This is a genomic window from Paracoccus alkenifer (assembly GCF_900108405.1).
Lineage (GTDB): Bacteria > Pseudomonadota > Alphaproteobacteria > Rhodobacterales > Rhodobacteraceae > Paracoccus > Paracoccus alkenifer.
On record NZ_FNXG01000002.1, the window covers coordinates 180,268 to 197,698 of the forward strand.

Consider the following 17,431-nt stretch of genomic DNA (forward strand, 5'->3'; position numbering starts at 1 on the left):
CGTGGGGGGCAGGAGGTTTCGCGATGCTGAACAGCCGTTTGCCGCGTCGTGCGGTGCTGGCGCTGGCGGCGCCGGCGGCGTTGTCGGCCTGCGGGCTGACGGCTGCGCGCTTTACCGCCGACCCGCCGCCCGCGGGGGTCGCGGCCGCGCCGCCCGGCTACGGGACGATCCGCGTCTGGGGCGATCAGCCCGGCCCGCCGGACCTGCTGGAAAGCGATCCGGCGTATGGGCTGCTGTCCTCGGCCGCGCGGGTGGACCTGCTGGCGCTGTCGGGCGGCAGCGACGGCGGCGCTTACGGCGCCGGGTTCCTCAAGGGCTGGAGCGAGCGCGGCGACCGGCCGCGTTTCGATTACGTCACCGGGGTCTCGACCGGGGCGCTGATCGCGCCGCTGGCGTTTCTGGGGTCGCATTACGACCCGCATCTGGAACATTTCTATACCGAGACCCGCTCGGCCGATGTGCTGCTGCTGAAACCGTTGCAGGTATTGACCGGCGCACCCGCTGTCGGTGATCCGGCGCCGCTGCGCCGGCGCATCGCGGCCATCGTGTCGCCCCGGATGGTCGATGCGATCGCGGCCGAACGCGAACGGGGCCGGATCCTGCTGATCGGCACCACCAATCTGGACGCGCAGCGGCAGGTGGTCTGGGATATCGGGCGCATTGCGGCCTCGGGGCAGCCCGACCGGGTCGAGTTGATCCGGCAGGTGCTGCTGGCCTCGGCCTCGATCCCCGGGGCGTTCCCGCCGGTGCCGATCGAGGTGGTGGCGGACGGGCGGCGCTATGCGGAATTGCATGTCGATGGCGGTGTGACCCACGGCATCTTTGCCTATCCGCCATGGGTCCGGCCGCCGCGCGGGCGCGGGCAGCGCAATCTGTGGGTGATCCGCAACTCCAAGCTGGCGCCGGAACTGCGGGCGACCGGCGGCTCGGCGGTGGCGGTGGTCGAACGCGGGCTGGACACGATGATCAAGTCGCAGGCCCACAGCGACATGGACACCATCGCCCGGCAGGCCAGCCGCGACGGGTTCCGGCTGCGGATGACCGCGGTGCCGCCGGATTTCCCCTATATCTCCAGCGTGCCGTTCGATCCGCTTTACATGCAGACGCTGTTTCGCACCGGCCATGCCGCCGGGCTGTCGGGCCGCGCCTGGGCCGAGGATATCGCGCCGCTGCTGGGCGCGGCCGCGCCGCAGGCGGCGATGGAGGGCTGACCATGTGGCAGGATTTCGGCAATGCCGCCGACCCCTCCGCGGCAGGACCGCGGGTGGCGGCGCTGCGCGGGCTGATGGCACGCGAGGGGCTGGAGGCGGTGATCGTGCCGCGCGCCGATGCGTATCAGGGCGAATATGTCGCTGATTCGGACGCGCGGCTGCGCTGGCTGACCGGGTTTTCCGGCAGCGCCGGCTTTGCCATTATCACCGCGTTGCAGGCGGGGGTGTTCATCGACGGCCGCTACCGCGTGCAGGTGCGGGCTGAAACCGACTCGGCGGTCTTTACTCCGGTGCCATGGCCCGAGACCTCGGCCGCCGCCTGGCTGCGCGAGGCGCTGCCCCATGGCGGCGTGCTGGGGTTCGATGCGTGGCTGCACAGCCGCACCGAGATCGAGACGCTGTCCCGCGGGCTGGACGGCAGCGGCATCACCCTGCGCACGATCCCGAACCCGGTCGATGCGATCTGGCCTGAGCGCCCGGCGCCGCCGCAGGGGGCCGCACGGGTGCATGACGCGGCGCTGGCCGGGGCGACCTCGGCCCAGCGGCGCGAGGCGGTGGCGCAGGCGCTGCGCGCCGAGGGGCAGGGGGCGACGGTGCTGACCCTGCCCGATTCCATCGCCTGGCTGCTGAACATTCGCGGCGCCGACATTCCCCGCAACCCGGTGGTGCAGGCGTTTGCCACGGTGGATGCCAAAGGCCGGGTCGGGCTTTACGCCGATCCCGGGAAATTCGACGCCGAGGTTCGCGCGCATCTGGGCAACGGCGTGACCATCGCGCCCCCTGACCAGTTCGCCGCCGGGCTGGCGGCGCTGCCGGGCGCCGTCCGGCTGGACCCCGACAGCGCCCCCGAGGCGGTGTTTCGCGCGCTTGAAACCGCAGGGCGCGAGATCGCCCGCGCCCGCGACCCGGTGGCGCTGCCCAAGGCCCGCAAGACCCCGGCCGAGCTTTCGGGGATGCGCGCCGCCCATCGCCGCGACGCGGTGGCGATGATCCGGGCGCTTTCCTGGATCGACGCGCAGGCGCCGGGCAGTTTCAGCGAAATCGACGTGGTGCGCGCACTGGAAGGGTTCCGGCGCGAGGCCGGCGCCATCGACATCAGCTTCGACACCATCTGCGGGGCCGGGCCGAACGGCGCCATCGTGCATTACCGCGTGACCGAGGCCACCGACCGCACCATCCGTCCGGGCGATCTGCTGCTGCTCGATTCGGGCGGGCAATATCCCGACGGCACCACCGACATCACCCGCACCATCGCCACCGGCCCGGCGTCCGAGGTGGCGCGCGATGCCTATACCCGCGTGTTGCAAGGGATGATCGGGCTGAGCCGGCTGCGCTTTCCCCGCGGCATGGCCGGGCGCGACATCGAGGCGGTGGCGCGGGCGCCCTTGTGGACCGCGGGGCTGGATTTCGACCACGGCACCGGCCACGGCGTCGGCGCGGCGCTGTGCGTCCACGAAGGGCCGCTGCGGATTTCCCGGCGATCCGAGCTGCCGCTGGAGCCGGGGATGATCTTTTCCAACGAGCCCGGCTATTACCGCGAGGGCGAATGGGGCATCCGCATCGAGAACCTGATCGCGGTGGAACCCGCCCCCAGCCCCGACGGCCGCGACATGCTGGGGTTCGAGACCCTGACCCTGGTGCCCATCGACCGCCGGTTGATCGAGCCGGGGATGCTGAGCCGCGCCGAGACCGCCTGGCTTGACGCCTATCACGCAAGGGTGCGGGCCGAGATCGGCCCCCTGCTGCCCGAGGGGCTGCGCGGCTGGCTGGAGCAGGCGACGGCGCCTTTGTAGCCGTGCGGGCGGCTGGGGGGTGCGGGCGGTCGGGGGCGCTGCCCCCGTCGTCTGCGGCCACTGCCGTGGCCTTGTTCGCTGAAAACAGTCCACAGGACTGTTTTCCGGGCGCTCACAAGCCACGGGATATTTGGGGCAAGATGAAAGCGCCTGTTGCCGCAGGGACGCGATCCGGTCTTGAGAGCGGCGGGACGCGGTGGCAGATTTATCCGCGACCTTGAGGAGTCTGACGATGCCCATTCCCGAGAATGTCCTGTCCGAATTGCGCGCCGTTCTGGGCGAGCGGCTGTCCACCGGCGAATCCGAACGCGCGCTGCATGGCGCGTCCGAGACGTTCCACCGCGCGCCGCCGCCCGATGCGGTGGCCTTTCCGTTGAACACGGGCGAGGTTTCGGCGATCCTGCGGATCTGCAACGCCCATGGCGTGCCGGTGATCGGCTGGGGCACCGGCACCTCGTTGGAAGGCCACGCGCTGGCGATCCATGGCGGGCTGGTGGTGGACCTGATGCGGATGGACCGCGTGCTTGAGGTGCGCCCCGAGGACATGCTGGCCGTGGTCCAGCCCGGCGTGACGCGCGAGGGGCTGAACACCGAGCTGCGCGCAACCGGGTTGATGTTCCCGCTGGACCCCGGCGCCAATGCCAGTCTGGGCGGCATGGCCGCGACCCGCGCCAGCGGCACCACCGCGGTGCGTTACGGCACCATGCGCCAGAACGTGCTGGCGCTTGAGGTCGTGCTGGCCGACGGGCGGGTGATCCGCACCGGCACGCGGGCGGCGAAATCCAGCGCCGGCTATGACCTGACCGCGCTGATGGTGGGGTCCGAAGGCACGCTGGGCATCATCACCGAGCTGACCCTGCGGCTTTACGGCCAGCCCGAAGAGGTCGCGGCCGCCGTCTGCGCGTTCCCGACCCTGACCGAGGCGGTGACCTGCGTCGCGCAGACCATGCAGATGGGCATTCCCATGGCGCGGATCGAATTCATGAACCCGCTGGCGATGCGCGCGATCAACCTTGAGCTGGGGACCGAGCGTTACCCTGAAAAACCGCATCTGCTGGTCGAGTTCACCGGCTCGCCCGATTCGGTCAAGGCCGATGCCGAGGCGTTCGGGGCGCTGGCCGAGGATAACGGCGGCGAGAGGTTCGAGTGGGCCTCGGACCGGGATGAACGCAACCGGCTGTGGGCGGCGCGCCATGCCGCATACACCGCCACGCTCAAGCTGCGGCCCGGGGCGACGGGGGTGACGACGGATATCTGCGTGCCGATGTCGGAACTGCCCGGCGCGGTGGCCGCCGCCGCGGCGGACATGGAAAAGGCCGGCATCTTCGGCAATATCGTGGGCCATGTCGGCGACGGCAATTTCCACATGCTGATGCTGGTCGAGCCGGGCAACGAAGCCGAGATCGCAAGCGCCAAGCGCATCGCCCGCGGCATGGCCGAGCGCGCGCTGAAGGTCGGCGGCACGATCAGCGGCGAACACGGGGTGGGCATCGGCAAGCTGGACCTGATGCGCGATCAGCACGGCGACGATGCCATTGCCGTGATGCAGGCGATCAAGCTGGCGCTGGATCCCAACAACATCATGAACCCGGGCAAGCTGGTGCCGGGGATCGGCTGAAACGCGCACCCGGCCTGACGCTTTCGTGATCCTGCGCCGGGGCCGCGCCGAAAGTCCCGGCGTGGCTTTGGTCGCTGGCCTGTGGAATAATCCGGCCAAAGATACAAAAGAAACTGCACGAGGCGGGACATGAGACAGTGGGTCAGGGCGGCTGCCTTGGTGGCGGTGACGGCGCTTGCCGCCTGTGGCGGCGGCGGGCCGCGCGGCATCGTCGGCGGCAGCTATACGGGCGGCGCCGTGCCGGCCTTTGGCGACACCGCCCCCCATGTCTGGAAACACGGCCACCCCTATAACCTGCCGGTGCATGGCGTCGATGTCTCGCGCTATCAGGGCAATGTGGACTGGCACGCCGCCCGCCGCGCCGGCGTCAGTTTCGCCTTTATCAAGGCGACCGAGGGGGGCGATCATTCCGACCCGAATTTCCGCCGCTACTGGGCCGACGCCAGGGCCGCGGGCGTGCCGCGCGGGGCGTATCATTTCTATTACTTCTGCCGCGGCGGGGCCGAGCAGGCCGCATGGTTCATCGCCAATGTGCCGCGCGAACGCGGCGCGCTGCCGCCGGTGCTGGATCTGGAATGGAACCACGCCTCGCGCAACTGCCGCCACAAGCCCTCGGCCGCCGAGGTGCAGCGCGAGGTCTCGGCCTTTCTGTCGGTCATCACCCAGTATTACGGGCAGCGGCCGATCATCTACACCACGGTTGATTTCTACCGCGACACCAATATCCGTCACCTGAACGCCGAGTTCTGGCTGCGCTCGGTCGCCGACCACCCGCGCGAGACCTATCCGGGCCAGCGCTGGACCTTCTGGCAATATACCGGCACCGGCACCGCGCCGGGGTTCCGGGGCAATGTCGATCTGAACGCCTTTGCCGGGAACCGGGCGCAGTGGAACATGTGGCTGGGATCGAGGATGCAGCGGTAATTGGGCCGTCCGGGCGCCACGCTCTGGGCCGAGTTCGCGGCGCTGTTCATCGGCGCGCCGCTGGCCATCGCGCTGCTGCTGCCGCCCCGGCTGATGTTTCTGGCGCTGTTCGGGTTCACGCTGGCCGGGCTGGGGCTGCTGTGGTGGACCGGCAATTTCGACTGGCGCAACCTGATCCGCGGCTGGGGCAGGGTGCATTGGGCGGCCTCGGCGCTGTTCGGGCTGGCGGTGGCGGCGGTGGGGCTGGCGATCATGCGCTGGGGCAACCCCGGGTTCCTGCCGCATCTGTCGCCCGAGCGGCTGCGGTTCCTGGCGCTGCTGTGGTGTCTTTACCCGCTGCTGTCGGCGCTGCCGCAAGAGCTGATCTTTCGCGCGCTGTTCTTTCACCGCTACGGGCGGCTGTTTCCCACCCCCGGCCGGGCGGCGCTGGCCAATGCGGCGCTGTTTTCGCTGGCGCATCTGATGTATTGGTCGTGGGTCGTGGCGGCGCTGACCTTTGCCGGCGGCTGGATCTTTGCGCGGACCTATCTGCGCCGCGGCTTTCCGGCCGCCTGGGTGTTGCACGCCATCGCCGGCAATGTGCTGTTCACCGTCGGCATGGGCCGGTATTTCTGGTCCGGCAACGTGGTGGCGCCGTTCTAGTCGTCGCTGCTGCTTGACTTGGCGCCGCTGGCGGCGTTGATGCGGGACCGAAAACAAAGGGGACGCGCCATGAACGCCTATCGCAGCCACACCTGCGGCCAGTTGACCGCCGCCGACGCCGGGAACTCCGTGCGCCTGTCGGGCTGGGTGCATCGGGTGCGCGATCACGGAGGCGTGCTGTTCATCGACCTGCGCGACCATTACGGCATCACGCAGGTGATCGCCGACAGCGATTCCCCCGCCTTTCCGGTGCTGGAGCGGCTGCGCGCCGAAACCGTGATCCGCATCGACGGGCAGGTAAAGCCGCGCGACGCCAGCCTTGTGAACCCCAAGCTGCCCACCGGCGAGATCGAGGTCTACGCGACCGGGGTCGAGGTGCTTGGCCCCGCCGACGAGCTGCCCCTGCCGGTGTTCGGCGACCACGACTACCCCGAGGAAACCCGGCTGGCCTATCGCTTCATCGACCTGCGCCGCGAATCCCTGCACGACAACATCATGCTGCGGTCGCGGGTGGTGAAATGGCTGCGCGACCGCATGTGGGATCAGGGCTTTACCGAGTTCCAGACCCCGATCATCACCGCGTCCAGCCCCGAGGGGGCGCGCGACTTTCTGGTGCCCTCGCGGCTGCATCCGGGCAAGTTCTATGCGCTGCCGCAGGCGCCGCAGCAGTTCAAGCAGCTGATCATGGTCGCGGGCTTCGACCGCTATTTCCAGATCGCGCCGTGCTTTCGCGACGAAGACCCGCGCGCCGACCGCTCGCCGACCGATTTCTATCAGCTTGACGTGGAAATGTCCTTTGTCGAGCAAGAGGACGTGTTCGCCGCCATCCAGCCGGTCATTCAGGGGCTGTTCGAGGAATTCGGCAACGGCCGCCGCGTCGATGCCGACTGGCCGCTGATCCCCTATGCGGAATCGATGCTGAAATACGGCACCGACAAGCCCGACCTGCGCAACCCGATCGAGATGCAGGTGGTTTCCGACCACTTCCGCGGCTCGGGCTTTGGCATCTTCGCCAAGCTGCTGGAACAGGACGGCACCGAGGTCCGCGCGATTCCGGCCCCCGGCGGCGGCTCGCGCAAATTTGCCGACCGGATGAATGCGTTCGCGCAGAAGGAAGGTCTGCCGGGGATGGGGTATATTTTCTGGCGGAAGGCCGAGGGCGGGCAGACCGAGGCCGCCGGCCCCATCGCCAAGGCGCTTGGCCACGAGCCGACCGAGGCGATCCGCACCCAGCTGGGGCTGGGCGAGGGCGACGCGGTGTTCTTTCTTGGTGGTCGCCCCGAAAGCTTCGAGGCGGTTGCCGGTCGCGCCCGCACCGAGATCGGCCGCGAGTTGGGGCTGATCGACGAAAACCAGTTCAAATTCGCCTGGATCGTCGATTTCCCGATGTATGAGAAGACCGACGAGGGGAAAATCGACTTTTCCCACAACCCGTTTTCCATGCCGCAGGGCGGGCTGGAGGCGCTGAACGGCGACCCGCTGGCGGTCAAGGGCTATCAATACGACCTGGCCTGCAACGGCTATGAGCTGGTCAGCGGCGCGATCCGCAACCACAAGCCGGAAATCATGTTCAAGGCGTTCGAGCTGGCCGGCTATCCGGCCTCCGAGGTTGAAAAGCGTTTCGGCGGCATGGTCAAGGCGTTCCGCTATGGTGCCCCCCCTCACGGGGGTTGCGCGGCGGGGATCGACCGCATCGTGATGCTGCTGGCCGATGAGCAGAACATCCGCGAGGTCATCATGTTCCCGATGAACCAGCGCGCCGAGGATCTGATGATGGGCGCGCCGAGCGAGCCGACCAACGAGCAACTGCGCGAACTGCGCCTGCGGGTGCTGCCGAAGGACGCCTGAAACCGGGCAATGCCACGGGGCCGGGGCGCTGCCCGATACCGCCGGACCGGGGCGCTGCCCCGGACCCCGGGATATTTGCATGATGAAGAATTTGCCGTGGGCGGCGCGGTTGATCGTGTCAGGCGGCGTGTTTGCGGCCGGGGCGCGTCAGCCGGCCATGGCCACCGCGACCTCGTGCCAGCCTTCCCAGATCATCCGCAGGGCGACGAACAGGATGATCGCCAGCCCGATCCATGCGATCCAGCGAAAGCGGTTGATCAGACGTGCGATCCAGGTCGAGGCCAGCCCCATCAGCGCGATCGACAGCACCAGCCCGATCACCAGCACGTCCAGGTGATGGCGCGCCGCGCCGGCCACTGCCAGCACGTTGTCCAGCGACATCGACACATCCGCGACGATGATCTGCGTCACCGCCTGTCCCAGCGACTTGCGCTTGTCCTGGGCGGGGCGCTCGGCGATGCTGACATCGGCGCCGGCCAGCGCCTCATGTGCGGCCACATGGTCGTGGCCCGCGCCGGCGCGCAGTTCGCGCCACATCTTCCACGACACCCACAGCAGCAGGATGCCGCCCGCCAGCAGCAGCCCGGTGATCGCCAGCAATTGCGTGGTGATCAGGGCAAAGCCGATGCGCATGACGGTGGCGGCGCCGATCCCGATCAGGATCGCCTTGTTGCGCTGCTCGCGCGGCAGCCCGGCGGCGGCCAGCCCGATAACGATGGCGTTGTCGCCCGCCAGCACAAGGTCGATTGCGATGACCTGGAACAGCGCTCCGATCCAGTCGCCGGTCAAGAAGTGCATATCGTTCCTTTCCTGCTGTCTGGCCGGGCGCGCGGGGCGGCATTACCGGACCTCGGCGGCGGGTTGCCGCCGGTTGTCGCCGGATAAACCTCGCGAAAGCCAAGCGCAATGGGACGCAGGCGGGCAGGGGGCGGGCTTGCGGGGGTTTCAGCCGTGCCCGCCGCGTCATTGCCGCCGCGTGGCGTCAGTCCTGCGGGGTCGCCGGGGCGTCGGGTGCGTCAGGCTGTGGTGCCCCGTCCAGTGTCCCGCGCTGCGGCTTGTGGTGCATCTGCGGGCCGCAATTCGCCGCCTCTGCGCCCTCGGGCAGCAGCGTCCAGACCGTCTCGACCGTTGCGGTGATGGTCAGCTGGCCGGCCTCGATCGGCGTGGCTTGCGCATCGGCGCTGGCGCGGGCGGCCATCATCTGCGGCCGAGGCCCGCCGATGGTCGAGGCATCGCTCAGCGACCGCAGCGGGCCCAGCTGCATCCCGGCGGCCTGCGCCATGACCTCGGCCCGGCGGCGGGCTTCGGCGACGGCATCCGCGCGGGCCTGATCCTCGGCGGCCGAGCCATCCTCGCGCGCGAAGCTGATCCCCTGCACGTCGGTGGCGCCGGCCGCGACCAATGCGTCGAGCAGCGGCCCCAGCTGCGCGATGTCGCGCACCTGCGCCGTCACGATGTTCTGCGCCTGATAGCCGGTGATCCGGGGCGGCTGGCCCTGGCGCGAATAATCTTGCAGCGGTGCGAGGTTCAGCCCCTGGGTCTGCAAGTCCTCGGCCGCGATGCCCTGCCCGCGCAGCGCCTCGATGATCGCGCCTTGCCGGGTGGCGTTGTCGGACATGGCCTGCGCGGCGGTTTCGGCCTGGGTGGTGACGCCCAGCGATACGGTGGCAAGGTCAGGGGCGACATGGACCCGCGCCTCGCCCTGCACGCCCAGCGTGGCGGGCTGCATCAGGCCCGGCCCGCAATGCCCAGCCCCCTGCCATCCTGCCCCGGGATGCGCGGCGGCAGGGGTAACCGCCAGCAGGGCCAGCACCCCCGCCAGCAGCGCCGAACCGCGGCCGGAACCGGAAAAATCTCGTGAAACCGCAGACATATGGATTCCTTTCAGCCGGGCTTTGGACAGGCCCCGGCGCCGGGGCCGGGGGCCACAGCTTCGGCAACGCGCGTTTGCGCGCAAGGGTCCCTCACGATATGGTGTTTCCCTTTGCACGGGCGGGCAACTGCGGTATCCATGGGACGAGCAGTCAACGGACCGGATCGCGACCAACGACGACCGGCCAGAACAGAAAAGCCCCGGCCATGAACATGCGGTCCGCGCCCGATTTCGCCCTGTCGTTCAGCAGCGATGCTGTGCATCTGCTGGAACGGGCCGCCGCGCCCGGCCAGCGTTCCCGCTGGACCGAGATTTCGGTCGCGGCTTTCGACGCGCCGGATTTCCGGGCCGAGATGGCGCGGCTGCGCCGGCTGGCGGCCAATGGACCCGATGCGCGGGTGGCGCTGATCATTCCCGAGGACCAGATCCTGTATACCTCGCTGCCGGCCGGGGCCGCGCCGGACGAGGATCTTGGCCGCGCGCTGGACGGGCTGACCCCCTATCCGGTGGCCGAGCTGTCGTGGGACTGGCGCCCCGAGGATCGCGGCCGGATGCGGGTTGCCGCCGTGGCCCGGCAGACCCTGCGCGAGGCCGAGGATTTCGCCCGCAGCCACGGCTTTGCCGCCGACGGTTTTCTGGGCGATCCGGCCGAGGACCAGTTCCCGACCGCGCCGCAGTTCCACGATGCGGCGGGGCCGGGGGTGGGGCTGGGGGCGGGGGTGGCGGTCGGGCCGGACGACAGGGCTGTGCAGCACGCCGCCGGGGATCTGGACCTGCACGGCGATCTGGCCGAAACGGATACAGGGGCCGGCGACGACAAGACCGCCCCGGAACGCCCGGCCATCGCCGAGCCTGTCGGCCAAGCCGATCAGGCCGCCAGCGCCGAGCTTGCGCAGTCGGCAAGCGCTGTCTCTGGGGATAAGGCGGGCGTCGGGGCAAATCCGGCGCCGCCCGCGGACCAGCCTGCTGGCGACCCGGCTGGGGGAAAGGCGGGTCAGGCTGCTGCAACCATCTTGGCCGTTGCCGGCGCGGGGGCGACGGTTGCCAAGGCTGATGCTGCCCCGGCAATTGCGGGCGCCAAGGCCGATGCGGCCCCCGGCTCGCAGGACGTTCCAGCTGCCCCCCCGGTGCAAGCTACACAGGCCGCTGCCAGCACAGGCGCCGCCGTTGCTGCGGGCGCCGGCGCCAAGGCCGCGGCTCTTCGGCCTGCCGGTGCTGCGGCCGATCTCAAACCTGCGGCACCCGCGCCCGAGGTGACCGCTTTCCTGCCCGACGATCTTGTGGCCGCAAAGCCCGGCAAGGCGGGGTCCGCGCGTCCGGCGCCCCCGGCCCCGCCCTCGGATCTGATCGCCGAGCACGAAGCGCCGGCGCTGCCGCGCAAGCCCGCTGCGCTGTCGCCGCGGGCGCAGGCGGTGCTGGACCGCGCCGCTGCCGCGCGGCTGGCGCGGGGCGAGGCCGCGCCGCTGCCCGACCGCCACCCCGGTTCCCGCGGCGGCATCGGCGCGCTGCTGGTGATGCTGGGGGCGCTGCTGCTGGGGCTGACGCTGATCTGGGCCTTTGTGACGCCGCCGGGCGCGGGGCGGGATGATCTTGCCGCCGCAGCGCCGGGTGCGCCGTCCGAGGCCACCGCCGCCGCGCCGTCCGTCGCTGCCGCCCCGGACTTGCCCGAACCCGCCGTCGCGTCGGGCGAGGCTGCCCCCGGCGGGGCTGTGTCGGGCGGGGCTGCGGCCCCCGGCGCGCCCCGTGATGGGCTGATCGCCGAGCCGTCCGCAAGGGACGCCGCCACCGCACCGCTGATGTCGGACGAGACCCCGCCCCCGGCGGTCGCCGCGATGCCGCATCCCGCGGCTGCGGTCCCCGCGCCGGATGGGCCGCCGGCCGAGAGCAACCCCGAGACCACCGCCCTTGCCCCCGCAGCGTCGGGCGGGCAGGGGACGGCCGCGCCCGTGCCTGACGTGGTTTCGCCCCCGGCGGATGCAGCCGGGGCCTCTGCTCAGGCCGGGCCTTCGGCTGTGGCCGGCACCGCGGTTTCGGATGCCCCGGCGGCGGATGCTGTCCCGGCCCAAGCCGATCCGGCGGCTGCGCCCGCGGTTGCCGCACAAGATGCGACCGCCAGTGGCGCGGCGGGAACGCCTGCGGCCACGGCGCCTGCCACCGCCACCACGCTGCGCCCGTCGGTTGCGCCGCGCAGGCAGCCGGCGGCGGCCCCGCCAGCCGCAACGGCGGACCAGCTGCCCGCGGTGGTGCCGGGACGCAGCTCGCTGACGCGCTCGGAACGCCCCAGCAGCCGCCCCGCGGTGCGCCGGACGCCGCCTGCTGCTGCTGCCGCCACCGCAGCCGCGCCGGCGCGTGCCGCCGCCCCGGCAGCACCCCCCGCGCAGCCGCGGGCCGCGGCGCCCGCTGCGACCTCGCGCCCTGCCGCAGCCTCGCGCCCGCCCGCCCGCCGGGCGACGCCCGCTGCCGCCCCCGCACCTGCCGCCGCTGCACCTGCCGCCGTCGCCCCAGCCGCCCCCGCGCCTGCTGCAACATCCTCGCGCCCTAGCGGCCGCCCCGCCCCGCGCCCCGAGGAAGGCTCGGCCAACGAAGCCCTGACCGCGGCTGAAATGACCCCCGCCGAGGCCGCCGAGGCCGATGCGCTGCTGGCCGATCTTTACGCCTTCAATCCCGGGCTGCGGCGGTTGTCGCCGCCGGCAACCGCGCGCGGCCCGCTGTTCGCCGAAGCCCGCCCGACCCGGCGTCCGGCCATTGCCGCCGCCGTCGATGCGGCGGTGGCCGAGGCAGTGGCTGGCCGGCCCTCTGCTGCACCCTCGGCCACCGTCGCAGCGCAGGCGCCGGCGCGCGCCACCGCCTCGGTCGGGAACCGTCCCAGCCCGCGACCCCCGCGCGGCACCGCCCCCGCGCTTGCCAATGCGCTGGCCGAGGCCGTTGCCAGCGCCAACCCCGCCGCCGGCCGGCCGCTGGCCTCGACCGGCGCCCCGGTGCGCAAGCCCGCGCGCACCGCCACGGCGCTGGCCCCCATGCGCGACAGCGAGGCCGAGGCCGTGGCCATCGCCGCCGCGGCCGCGATGCGCCCCGTGTCCCCGACAGCCGCGCCCCCCGCAGCCGTGCCCCCCGCCGCCGCTGCACCCACGCCCCCCGCCGACGACAGCGCACAGCGCGCCCGCGACGAGGAACTGCAACGCCAGGCCGAGGAACGCGCCCGCGCCCGCGCCCAGACCGACGCGCAGGCCGAGGCCCAGGCCCGCGCCCAGGCCGAAGCCCGCGCCCGCGCCCAGGCCGAGGCCGAGCGCAAGGCCGCCATCGCCTCGCAAGGCTCGTATCGCCCGCCCGAGATGGACGACGAGCCAGAGGTGGCGCAGAAACCCGCACAGGGCACCTCTGGCGGCGAGGTGGCGCGCAACGCCACCCAGCGCGGCTTTGAATCGGGCAAGACCCAGGTCATCGGGATCATCGGCGCCGGCCGTGCCAGCCGCGGGCTGATCCGCCTGCGCAACGGCCGCATCGTCACCGTGCGCATCGGCGACAAGATCGACGGCGGCGCCATCAACAAGATCGGCGACGGCAAGATCAGCTATGTCAAGGGCGGGCGCACCTACAACCTGCCGATCATGAACGGCAAGTAAGCCCGCCGGAACCGCAAGGCGCCACTTGCCGTGCGGCCCGTGCGGCAATAGAACCGGCGCAACCCTGCCGGAGGCCAGAATGCTCGACCATCTTACCTATACCGCACCCGAACCCAAGGTCATCGCCGGGGCAAAGGGCGACTGGGAACTGGTGATCGGGCTAGAGGTCCACGCGCAGGTCGCCTCGAACGCCAAGCTGTTTTCGGGGGCCTCGACCGCGTTCGGCGCGGAACCCAACAGCAACGTCAGCTTTGTCGATGCGGCGATGCCGGGGATGCTGCCGGTCATCAACGAATTCTGCGTGGAACAGGCGGTGCGCACCGGGCTGGGGCTGAACGCCGCGATCAACCTGTTTTCCGCCTTTGACCGCAAGAATTATTTCTACCCTGACTTGCCGCAGGGCTATCAGATCAGCCAGCTTTACCACCCCATCGTGGGCGAGGGCGAAATCATCGTCGACATGGCCCCCGGCATCGCCCGCCGGGTCAGGATCGAACGCATCCATCTGGAACAGGACGCCGGCAAGTCGATCCACGACATGGACCCGAACCTGTCCTTCGTCGACCTGAACCGCACCGGCGTCGCCTTGATGGAGATCGTTTCCCGCCCCGACATCCGCGGCCCCGAGGAAGCGGCGGCCTATGTCGGCAAGCTGCGCCAGATCATGCGCTATCTGGGCACCTGCGACGGCAACATGCAAGAAGGCAGCCTGCGTGCCGACGTCAACGTGTCGGTGTGCAAGCCCGGCGCCTATGAACGCTTTGTCGAGACCGGCGATTTCAGCCATCTGGGCACGCGCTGCGAGATCAAGAACATGAACTCGATGCGCTTTATCCAGCAGGCGGTCGAGTATGAGGCCCGCCGCCAGATCGCCATCATCGAGGACGGCGGCGAGGTGGTGCAGGAAACCCGGCTTTACGACCCCGACAAGGGCGAAACCCGGTCGATGCGCTCGAAAGAGGATGCGCATGATTACCGCTATTTCCCCGACCCCGACCTGCTGCCGCTGGAAATCGAACAGGCATGGGTGGACGGGATCGCCGCTGCGATGCCCGAGTTGCCCGACGCGAAAAAGGCCCGTTTCGTGCGCGAGCTGGGGCTGTCGGAATATGACGCCGGCGTGCTGACCGCCGAGGTCGAGAACGCCGATTACTTCGAGGCCGTGGCGCAGGGCCGCGACGGCAAGCAGGCGGCGAACTGGGTCATCAACGAGCTGTTCGGCCGGCTGAACAAACAGGGGCTGGCGATCGCCGACAGCCCGGTCAGCGCCGCGCAGCTGGGCGGCGTGATCGACCTGATCGCCTCGGGCGAGATCTCGGGCAAGATGGCCAAGGATCTGTTCGAGATCGTCTGGACCGAAGGCGGCGACCCCGCCGAAATCGCCGCCGCGCGCGGGATGAAACAGGTCACCGACCTTGGCGCCATCGAGGCCGCGGTGGATGAAATCATCGCCGCCAACCCGGCGCAGGTCGAAAAGGCGCGGGCAAACCCCAAGCTGGCCGGCTGGTTCGTCGGTCAGGTGCTGAAAGCCACCGGCGGCAAGGCCAATCCGGCAGCGGTGCAGGAGCTGGTGGCAAAAAAGCTGGGCGGCTGAGGTCCGCACCTGCGGGCGAATGTCGCATGGGCGGCGGGCGGGAGGATGCCTATTCCGATCAAAACAATCGGGATAGGCCCATGCTGCACGATATCCTTCGCCTGATCCATCTGCTGTGCGCCATGTGCTTTGGTGGTGCGATCATCACCGAGGTGCTGGCGCTTGGCCCGCTGCGCCACGTGGTCTCGCAATCCGAATTCACGCGCATGGAATACCTGCTGTTTCGCCGTATCCGGCGCAGCTATCCCCCTATCGTGGTGGCGCTGTTTGCGACCGGCTTTGTCATGTATGCCGAGTTTCTGGGCGCCGCCGGCGGCTGGGGGCCGTTTCTGGACACCAGCTTCGGGCTGTTGCTGACGGTCAAGATGGGGCTGGCGCTGGGGCTGGCCGCGATCTTTCTGTCGGCGCCTTTCGTCTTCATGCCGGGGGCCGCCACCGGCCTGCGCGGGCGGTTGCGGCATTTCCTGCTGATCAGCGGCAGCGACCGGGATTTCGTCAGCGCCCGCTTTGCGGCGGTGCATTACCTGGCGTTCCTGCTGGTGATCTCGATCGTGGTGCTGGCGCGGCTGATCTACATGATCTGAGGCCCGCGCCAGAGGTTTCGCGCAAGCGCGCGGCGCCGCTTGCGGGCGCCGCGGGCCGTTCACTCGGCCAGTTTTGCCAGCCGCAGGGCCTCGGCGAATTGCTCTTCGGTCAGGACTTCGCGCCAATGATCGACGCAGGCGGACCGCATCATCACCAGATCGGCCTCGGCATCGCCGATCTGACGCGCCAGCTCTTGCCGTTCCTCGACCGGCGCCCCGGCGATGATCTGCTGGCGCAGCTGCTCGCGCAGCGCCACCGCTGCCTGTTCGCGGGCGACTCGATTGACCGGCCCGGTTTCCATCCATGCCTTGACGGCGGCGCGCTGCTCGTCGTTCAGCTGCAACGCATCGGCATTCTGCGCCACCGTCGGGGTCAGCACGACCACCGGCTGGGACAACCCGGCTTCTTGCGCGTTGAACGGCGCTTGCGCCGCGCTGGCCATGGGCAGGGCCAGCGCCAGCGCGGCGGCAACCAGAACATGTTTCATCTCATATACTCCGAATATGCGAACTATCGCAGTATATGTTAACGCAAGGCCCGTTCGATGCGACATCGCGCCCATCGGCGAAAGCCCGCGCCTGATGAACGCGAAAACTGCGCGCATGTCTGGCGAGCGGGGGCAGGATGGATTATTCCTGATCCGCGAAACCCAGCGGAGGCACAGGTGCAGCACGAAGAATATACGGTGATCCCAGCCCCTTCCCGCGGCGAAAAGGCGCCGGGCGCGCGTTCGGGCGCCGAACGCTTTGCCCATGCGCTGACGGTCGAGATCAACCGCATGGCCGCGGCGGGGTGGGAATATATCCGCGCCGAAACCCTGCCTTGCGACGAACGCAGCGGCCTGACCAGCCGCACCACGGTCTATCACAACGTGCTGGTGTTCCGCCGCCGACTGCCGCCGCCACCAGCGGCGCAAGAGCCCCAGCCCGTGTCGCGCACGCCCCAAGCTGCGCCCGCGACCCCATCGGCCGGGGCACCCGCCGCCGCCTCTGCCGTCCCACAGGCGCCTGCGGCTCGGCATGCCGACCTCGACGACCCGGGCGCCGCCCCGGCCGATCCTGCGCCGGGGGTGCATGATGCCGGCCCGGCCCCGGCATTTGTCCAGCGCCCGCCGCTTGCGGCCCGCACCGACGCTCAAGCCGGGTCCGAGCCGCCCAACGGCAACCGACTGGGCCCCGCCTCTCGCTGATTGCCCCGCCGGGCGCGGCCGGAACGCCCACGCCGGGTGATGTGGCCATAGCCTCCGGCGGGGATATTTGGGCAAGGAAGAACGCGCGCGGGCCGGGCTCGACCCGAGCCGCGCGCTTTGCTTATTCGTGTTCGACGGGCGATCCGTCCTCTTCCTCGAACAGCTGCCCGGCATTGGCGGCATCCGCCGACAGCCAGACCTTGCCGCCGTCCAATGAGGCCACGGCGGCCAGCCGCACATAATGGTGGTGGCTGCTGTCCTGCCCGTGCTCGCGGTCCTTGCGGGTCATCTTGATGCGGTCGCCGTCCATGTGATCGACCTTGCCGACATGCACCCCGTCGGCTCCGACGATTTCCATGTGTTCACTGATGTCGCTGGCGTTGACCATGACGCTTCTCCTTTCGGTCGGGTGATGCCGGTCAACGCGCGGCCGCCGGAATCGGTCCCGGGCGGCAGCGCTGATTCTTCATCATGAAAATATCCCGGGGGTGCGGGGGCAGCGCCCCCGTGCGGCGGTGACGCAGGCCCTGC

Annotated in this window: 14 protein-coding genes; 10 read left to right on the plus strand and 4 right to left on the minus strand. The window is 70.2% G+C overall.

What is annotated here, in order from left to right:
* Nucleotides 1-23 precede the first annotated feature (23 nt).
* From BLW83_RS05050 to aspS, 6 genes are all read left to right on the plus strand, one after another.
* On the plus strand, nt 24-1,211 hold the full coding sequence (locus BLW83_RS05050; protein WP_090846281.1) for a patatin-like phospholipase family protein: 1,188 nt from the start codon (nt 24-26) through the stop codon (nt 1,209-1,211).
* Between the two features lie 2 nt (nt 1,212-1,213).
* Complete coding sequence (locus BLW83_RS05055) at nt 1,214-3,004, plus strand: aminopeptidase P family protein (protein ID WP_090846283.1); 1,791 nt, start codon at nt 1,214-1,216, stop codon at nt 3,002-3,004.
* A gap of 232 nt (nt 3,005-3,236) precedes the next feature.
* Nucleotides 3,237-4,622, plus strand: coding sequence for an FAD-binding oxidoreductase (locus BLW83_RS05060; protein WP_090846285.1), 1,386 nt, complete (start codon nt 3,237-3,239; stop codon nt 4,620-4,622).
* A gap of 129 nt (nt 4,623-4,751) precedes the next feature.
* Nucleotides 4,752-5,546: a glycoside hydrolase family 25 protein gene (locus BLW83_RS05065; protein ID WP_090846287.1), complete on the plus strand. Its 795-nt coding sequence runs from the start codon at nt 4,752-4,754 to the stop codon at nt 5,544-5,546.
* Entirely contained in the window at nt 5,547-6,188 is a 642-nt protein-coding gene (locus BLW83_RS05070) for a CPBP family intramembrane glutamic endopeptidase (protein ID WP_245728641.1), read from the plus strand.
* A 69-nt stretch (nt 6,189-6,257) separates the two neighbouring features.
* Nucleotides 6,258-8,036 (plus strand): aspartate--tRNA ligase, encoded by a 1,779-nt coding sequence (gene aspS / locus BLW83_RS05075; protein ID WP_090846289.1) that lies wholly within the window; start codon nt 6,258-6,260, stop codon nt 8,034-8,036.
* Nucleotides 8,037-8,183: 147 nt separating this feature from the next.
* Here aspS and BLW83_RS05080 read toward each other — a convergent pair whose 3' ends face one another.
* Both BLW83_RS05080 and BLW83_RS05085 read right to left on the minus strand, forming a co-directional pair.
* Nucleotides 8,184-8,834, minus strand: a complete 651-nt coding sequence (locus BLW83_RS05080) for a TerC family protein (RefSeq protein WP_090846291.1) — start codon at nt 8,832-8,834, stop codon at nt 8,184-8,186.
* A 184-nt stretch (nt 8,835-9,018) separates the two neighbouring features.
* Nucleotides 9,019-9,909 carry an SIMPL domain-containing protein gene (locus tag BLW83_RS05085; RefSeq protein WP_090846293.1) on the minus strand — a complete coding sequence of 297 codons (891 nt, stop codon included), beginning with the start codon at nt 9,907-9,909 and terminating at the stop codon, nt 9,019-9,021.
* Between the two features lie 206 nt (nt 9,910-10,115).
* Between BLW83_RS05085 and BLW83_RS05090 the strand changes: the two genes are divergently transcribed.
* The 3 genes from BLW83_RS05090 (at nt 10,116) to BLW83_RS05100 (ending at nt 15,710) form a co-directional block, all read left to right on the plus strand.
* Nucleotides 10,116-13,532: a hypothetical protein gene (locus BLW83_RS05090; protein WP_090846294.1), complete on the plus strand. Its 3,417-nt coding sequence runs from the start codon at nt 10,116-10,118 to the stop codon at nt 13,530-13,532.
* 79 nt (nt 13,533-13,611) lie between these two features.
* A complete protein-coding gene (gatB, locus tag BLW83_RS05095) occupies nt 13,612-15,126 on the plus strand; it encodes an Asp-tRNA(Asn)/Glu-tRNA(Gln) amidotransferase subunit GatB (protein WP_090846296.1) in 1,515 nt (504 codons plus the stop codon).
* 80 nt (nt 15,127-15,206) lie between these two features.
* On the plus strand, nt 15,207-15,710 hold the full coding sequence (locus tag BLW83_RS05100) for a hypothetical protein (RefSeq protein WP_143042748.1): 504 nt from the start codon (nt 15,207-15,209) through the stop codon (nt 15,708-15,710).
* 59 nt (nt 15,711-15,769) lie between these two features.
* Here BLW83_RS05100 and BLW83_RS05105 read toward each other — a convergent pair whose 3' ends face one another.
* The gene (locus tag BLW83_RS05105) at nt 15,770-16,198 is read right to left on the minus strand and encodes a hypothetical protein (protein ID WP_090846300.1); all 429 of its coding nucleotides are present in this window, start codon (nt 16,196-16,198) and stop codon (nt 15,770-15,772) included.
* 177 nt (nt 16,199-16,375) lie between these two features.
* On the opposite strand from BLW83_RS05105, the gene BLW83_RS05110 reads away from it, so the two are divergent.
* On the plus strand, nt 16,376-16,900 hold the full coding sequence (locus BLW83_RS05110) for a hypothetical protein (RefSeq protein WP_090846302.1): 525 nt from the start codon (nt 16,376-16,378) through the stop codon (nt 16,898-16,900).
* Between the two features lie 121 nt (nt 16,901-17,021).
* On the opposite strand, the gene BLW83_RS05115 is transcribed toward BLW83_RS05110, so the two are convergent.
* Complete coding sequence (locus BLW83_RS05115) at nt 17,022-17,288, minus strand: DUF2171 domain-containing protein (RefSeq protein ID WP_090846304.1); 267 nt, start codon at nt 17,286-17,288, stop codon at nt 17,022-17,024.
* Nucleotides 17,289-17,431: the final 143 nt, after the last annotated feature.

What these genes read in the sequence shown, in the direction of transcription:
- BLW83_RS05050 (WP_090846281.1), top strand. Translation starts at nt 24, where the DNA reads ATGCTGAACAGCCGTTTGCCGCGTCGTGCGGTGCTGGCGCTGGCGGCG.
- BLW83_RS05055 (WP_090846283.1), top strand. Translation starts at nt 1,214, where the DNA reads ATGTGGCAGGATTTCGGCAATGCCGCCGACCCCTCCGCGGCAGGACCG.
- BLW83_RS05060 (WP_090846285.1), top strand. Translation starts at nt 3,237, where the DNA reads ATGCCCATTCCCGAGAATGTCCTGTCCGAATTGCGCGCCGTTCTGGGC.
- BLW83_RS05065 (WP_090846287.1), top strand. Translation starts at nt 4,752, where the DNA reads ATGAGACAGTGGGTCAGGGCGGCTGCCTTGGTGGCGGTGACGGCGCTT.
- aspS (WP_090846289.1), top strand. Translation starts at nt 6,258, where the DNA reads ATGAACGCCTATCGCAGCCACACCTGCGGCCAGTTGACCGCCGCCGAC.
- BLW83_RS05080 (WP_090846291.1), bottom strand. Translation starts at nt 8,834, where the DNA reads ATGCACTTCTTGACCGGCGACTGGATCGGAGCGCTGTTCCAGGTCATC.
- BLW83_RS05085 (WP_090846293.1), bottom strand. Translation starts at nt 9,909, where the DNA reads ATGTCTGCGGTTTCACGAGATTTTTCCGGTTCCGGCCGCGGTTCGGCG.
- BLW83_RS05090 (WP_090846294.1), top strand. Translation starts at nt 10,116, where the DNA reads ATGAACATGCGGTCCGCGCCCGATTTCGCCCTGTCGTTCAGCAGCGAT.
- gatB (WP_090846296.1), top strand. Translation starts at nt 13,612, where the DNA reads ATGCTCGACCATCTTACCTATACCGCACCCGAACCCAAGGTCATCGCC.
- BLW83_RS05100 (WP_143042748.1), top strand. Translation starts at nt 15,207, where the DNA reads ATGCTGCACGATATCCTTCGCCTGATCCATCTGCTGTGCGCCATGTGC.
- BLW83_RS05105 (WP_090846300.1), bottom strand. Translation starts at nt 16,198, where the DNA reads ATGAAACATGTTCTGGTTGCCGCCGCGCTGGCGCTGGCCCTGCCCATG.
- BLW83_RS05115 (WP_090846304.1), bottom strand. Translation starts at nt 17,288, where the DNA reads ATGGTCAACGCCAGCGACATCAGTGAACACATGGAAATCGTCGGAGCC.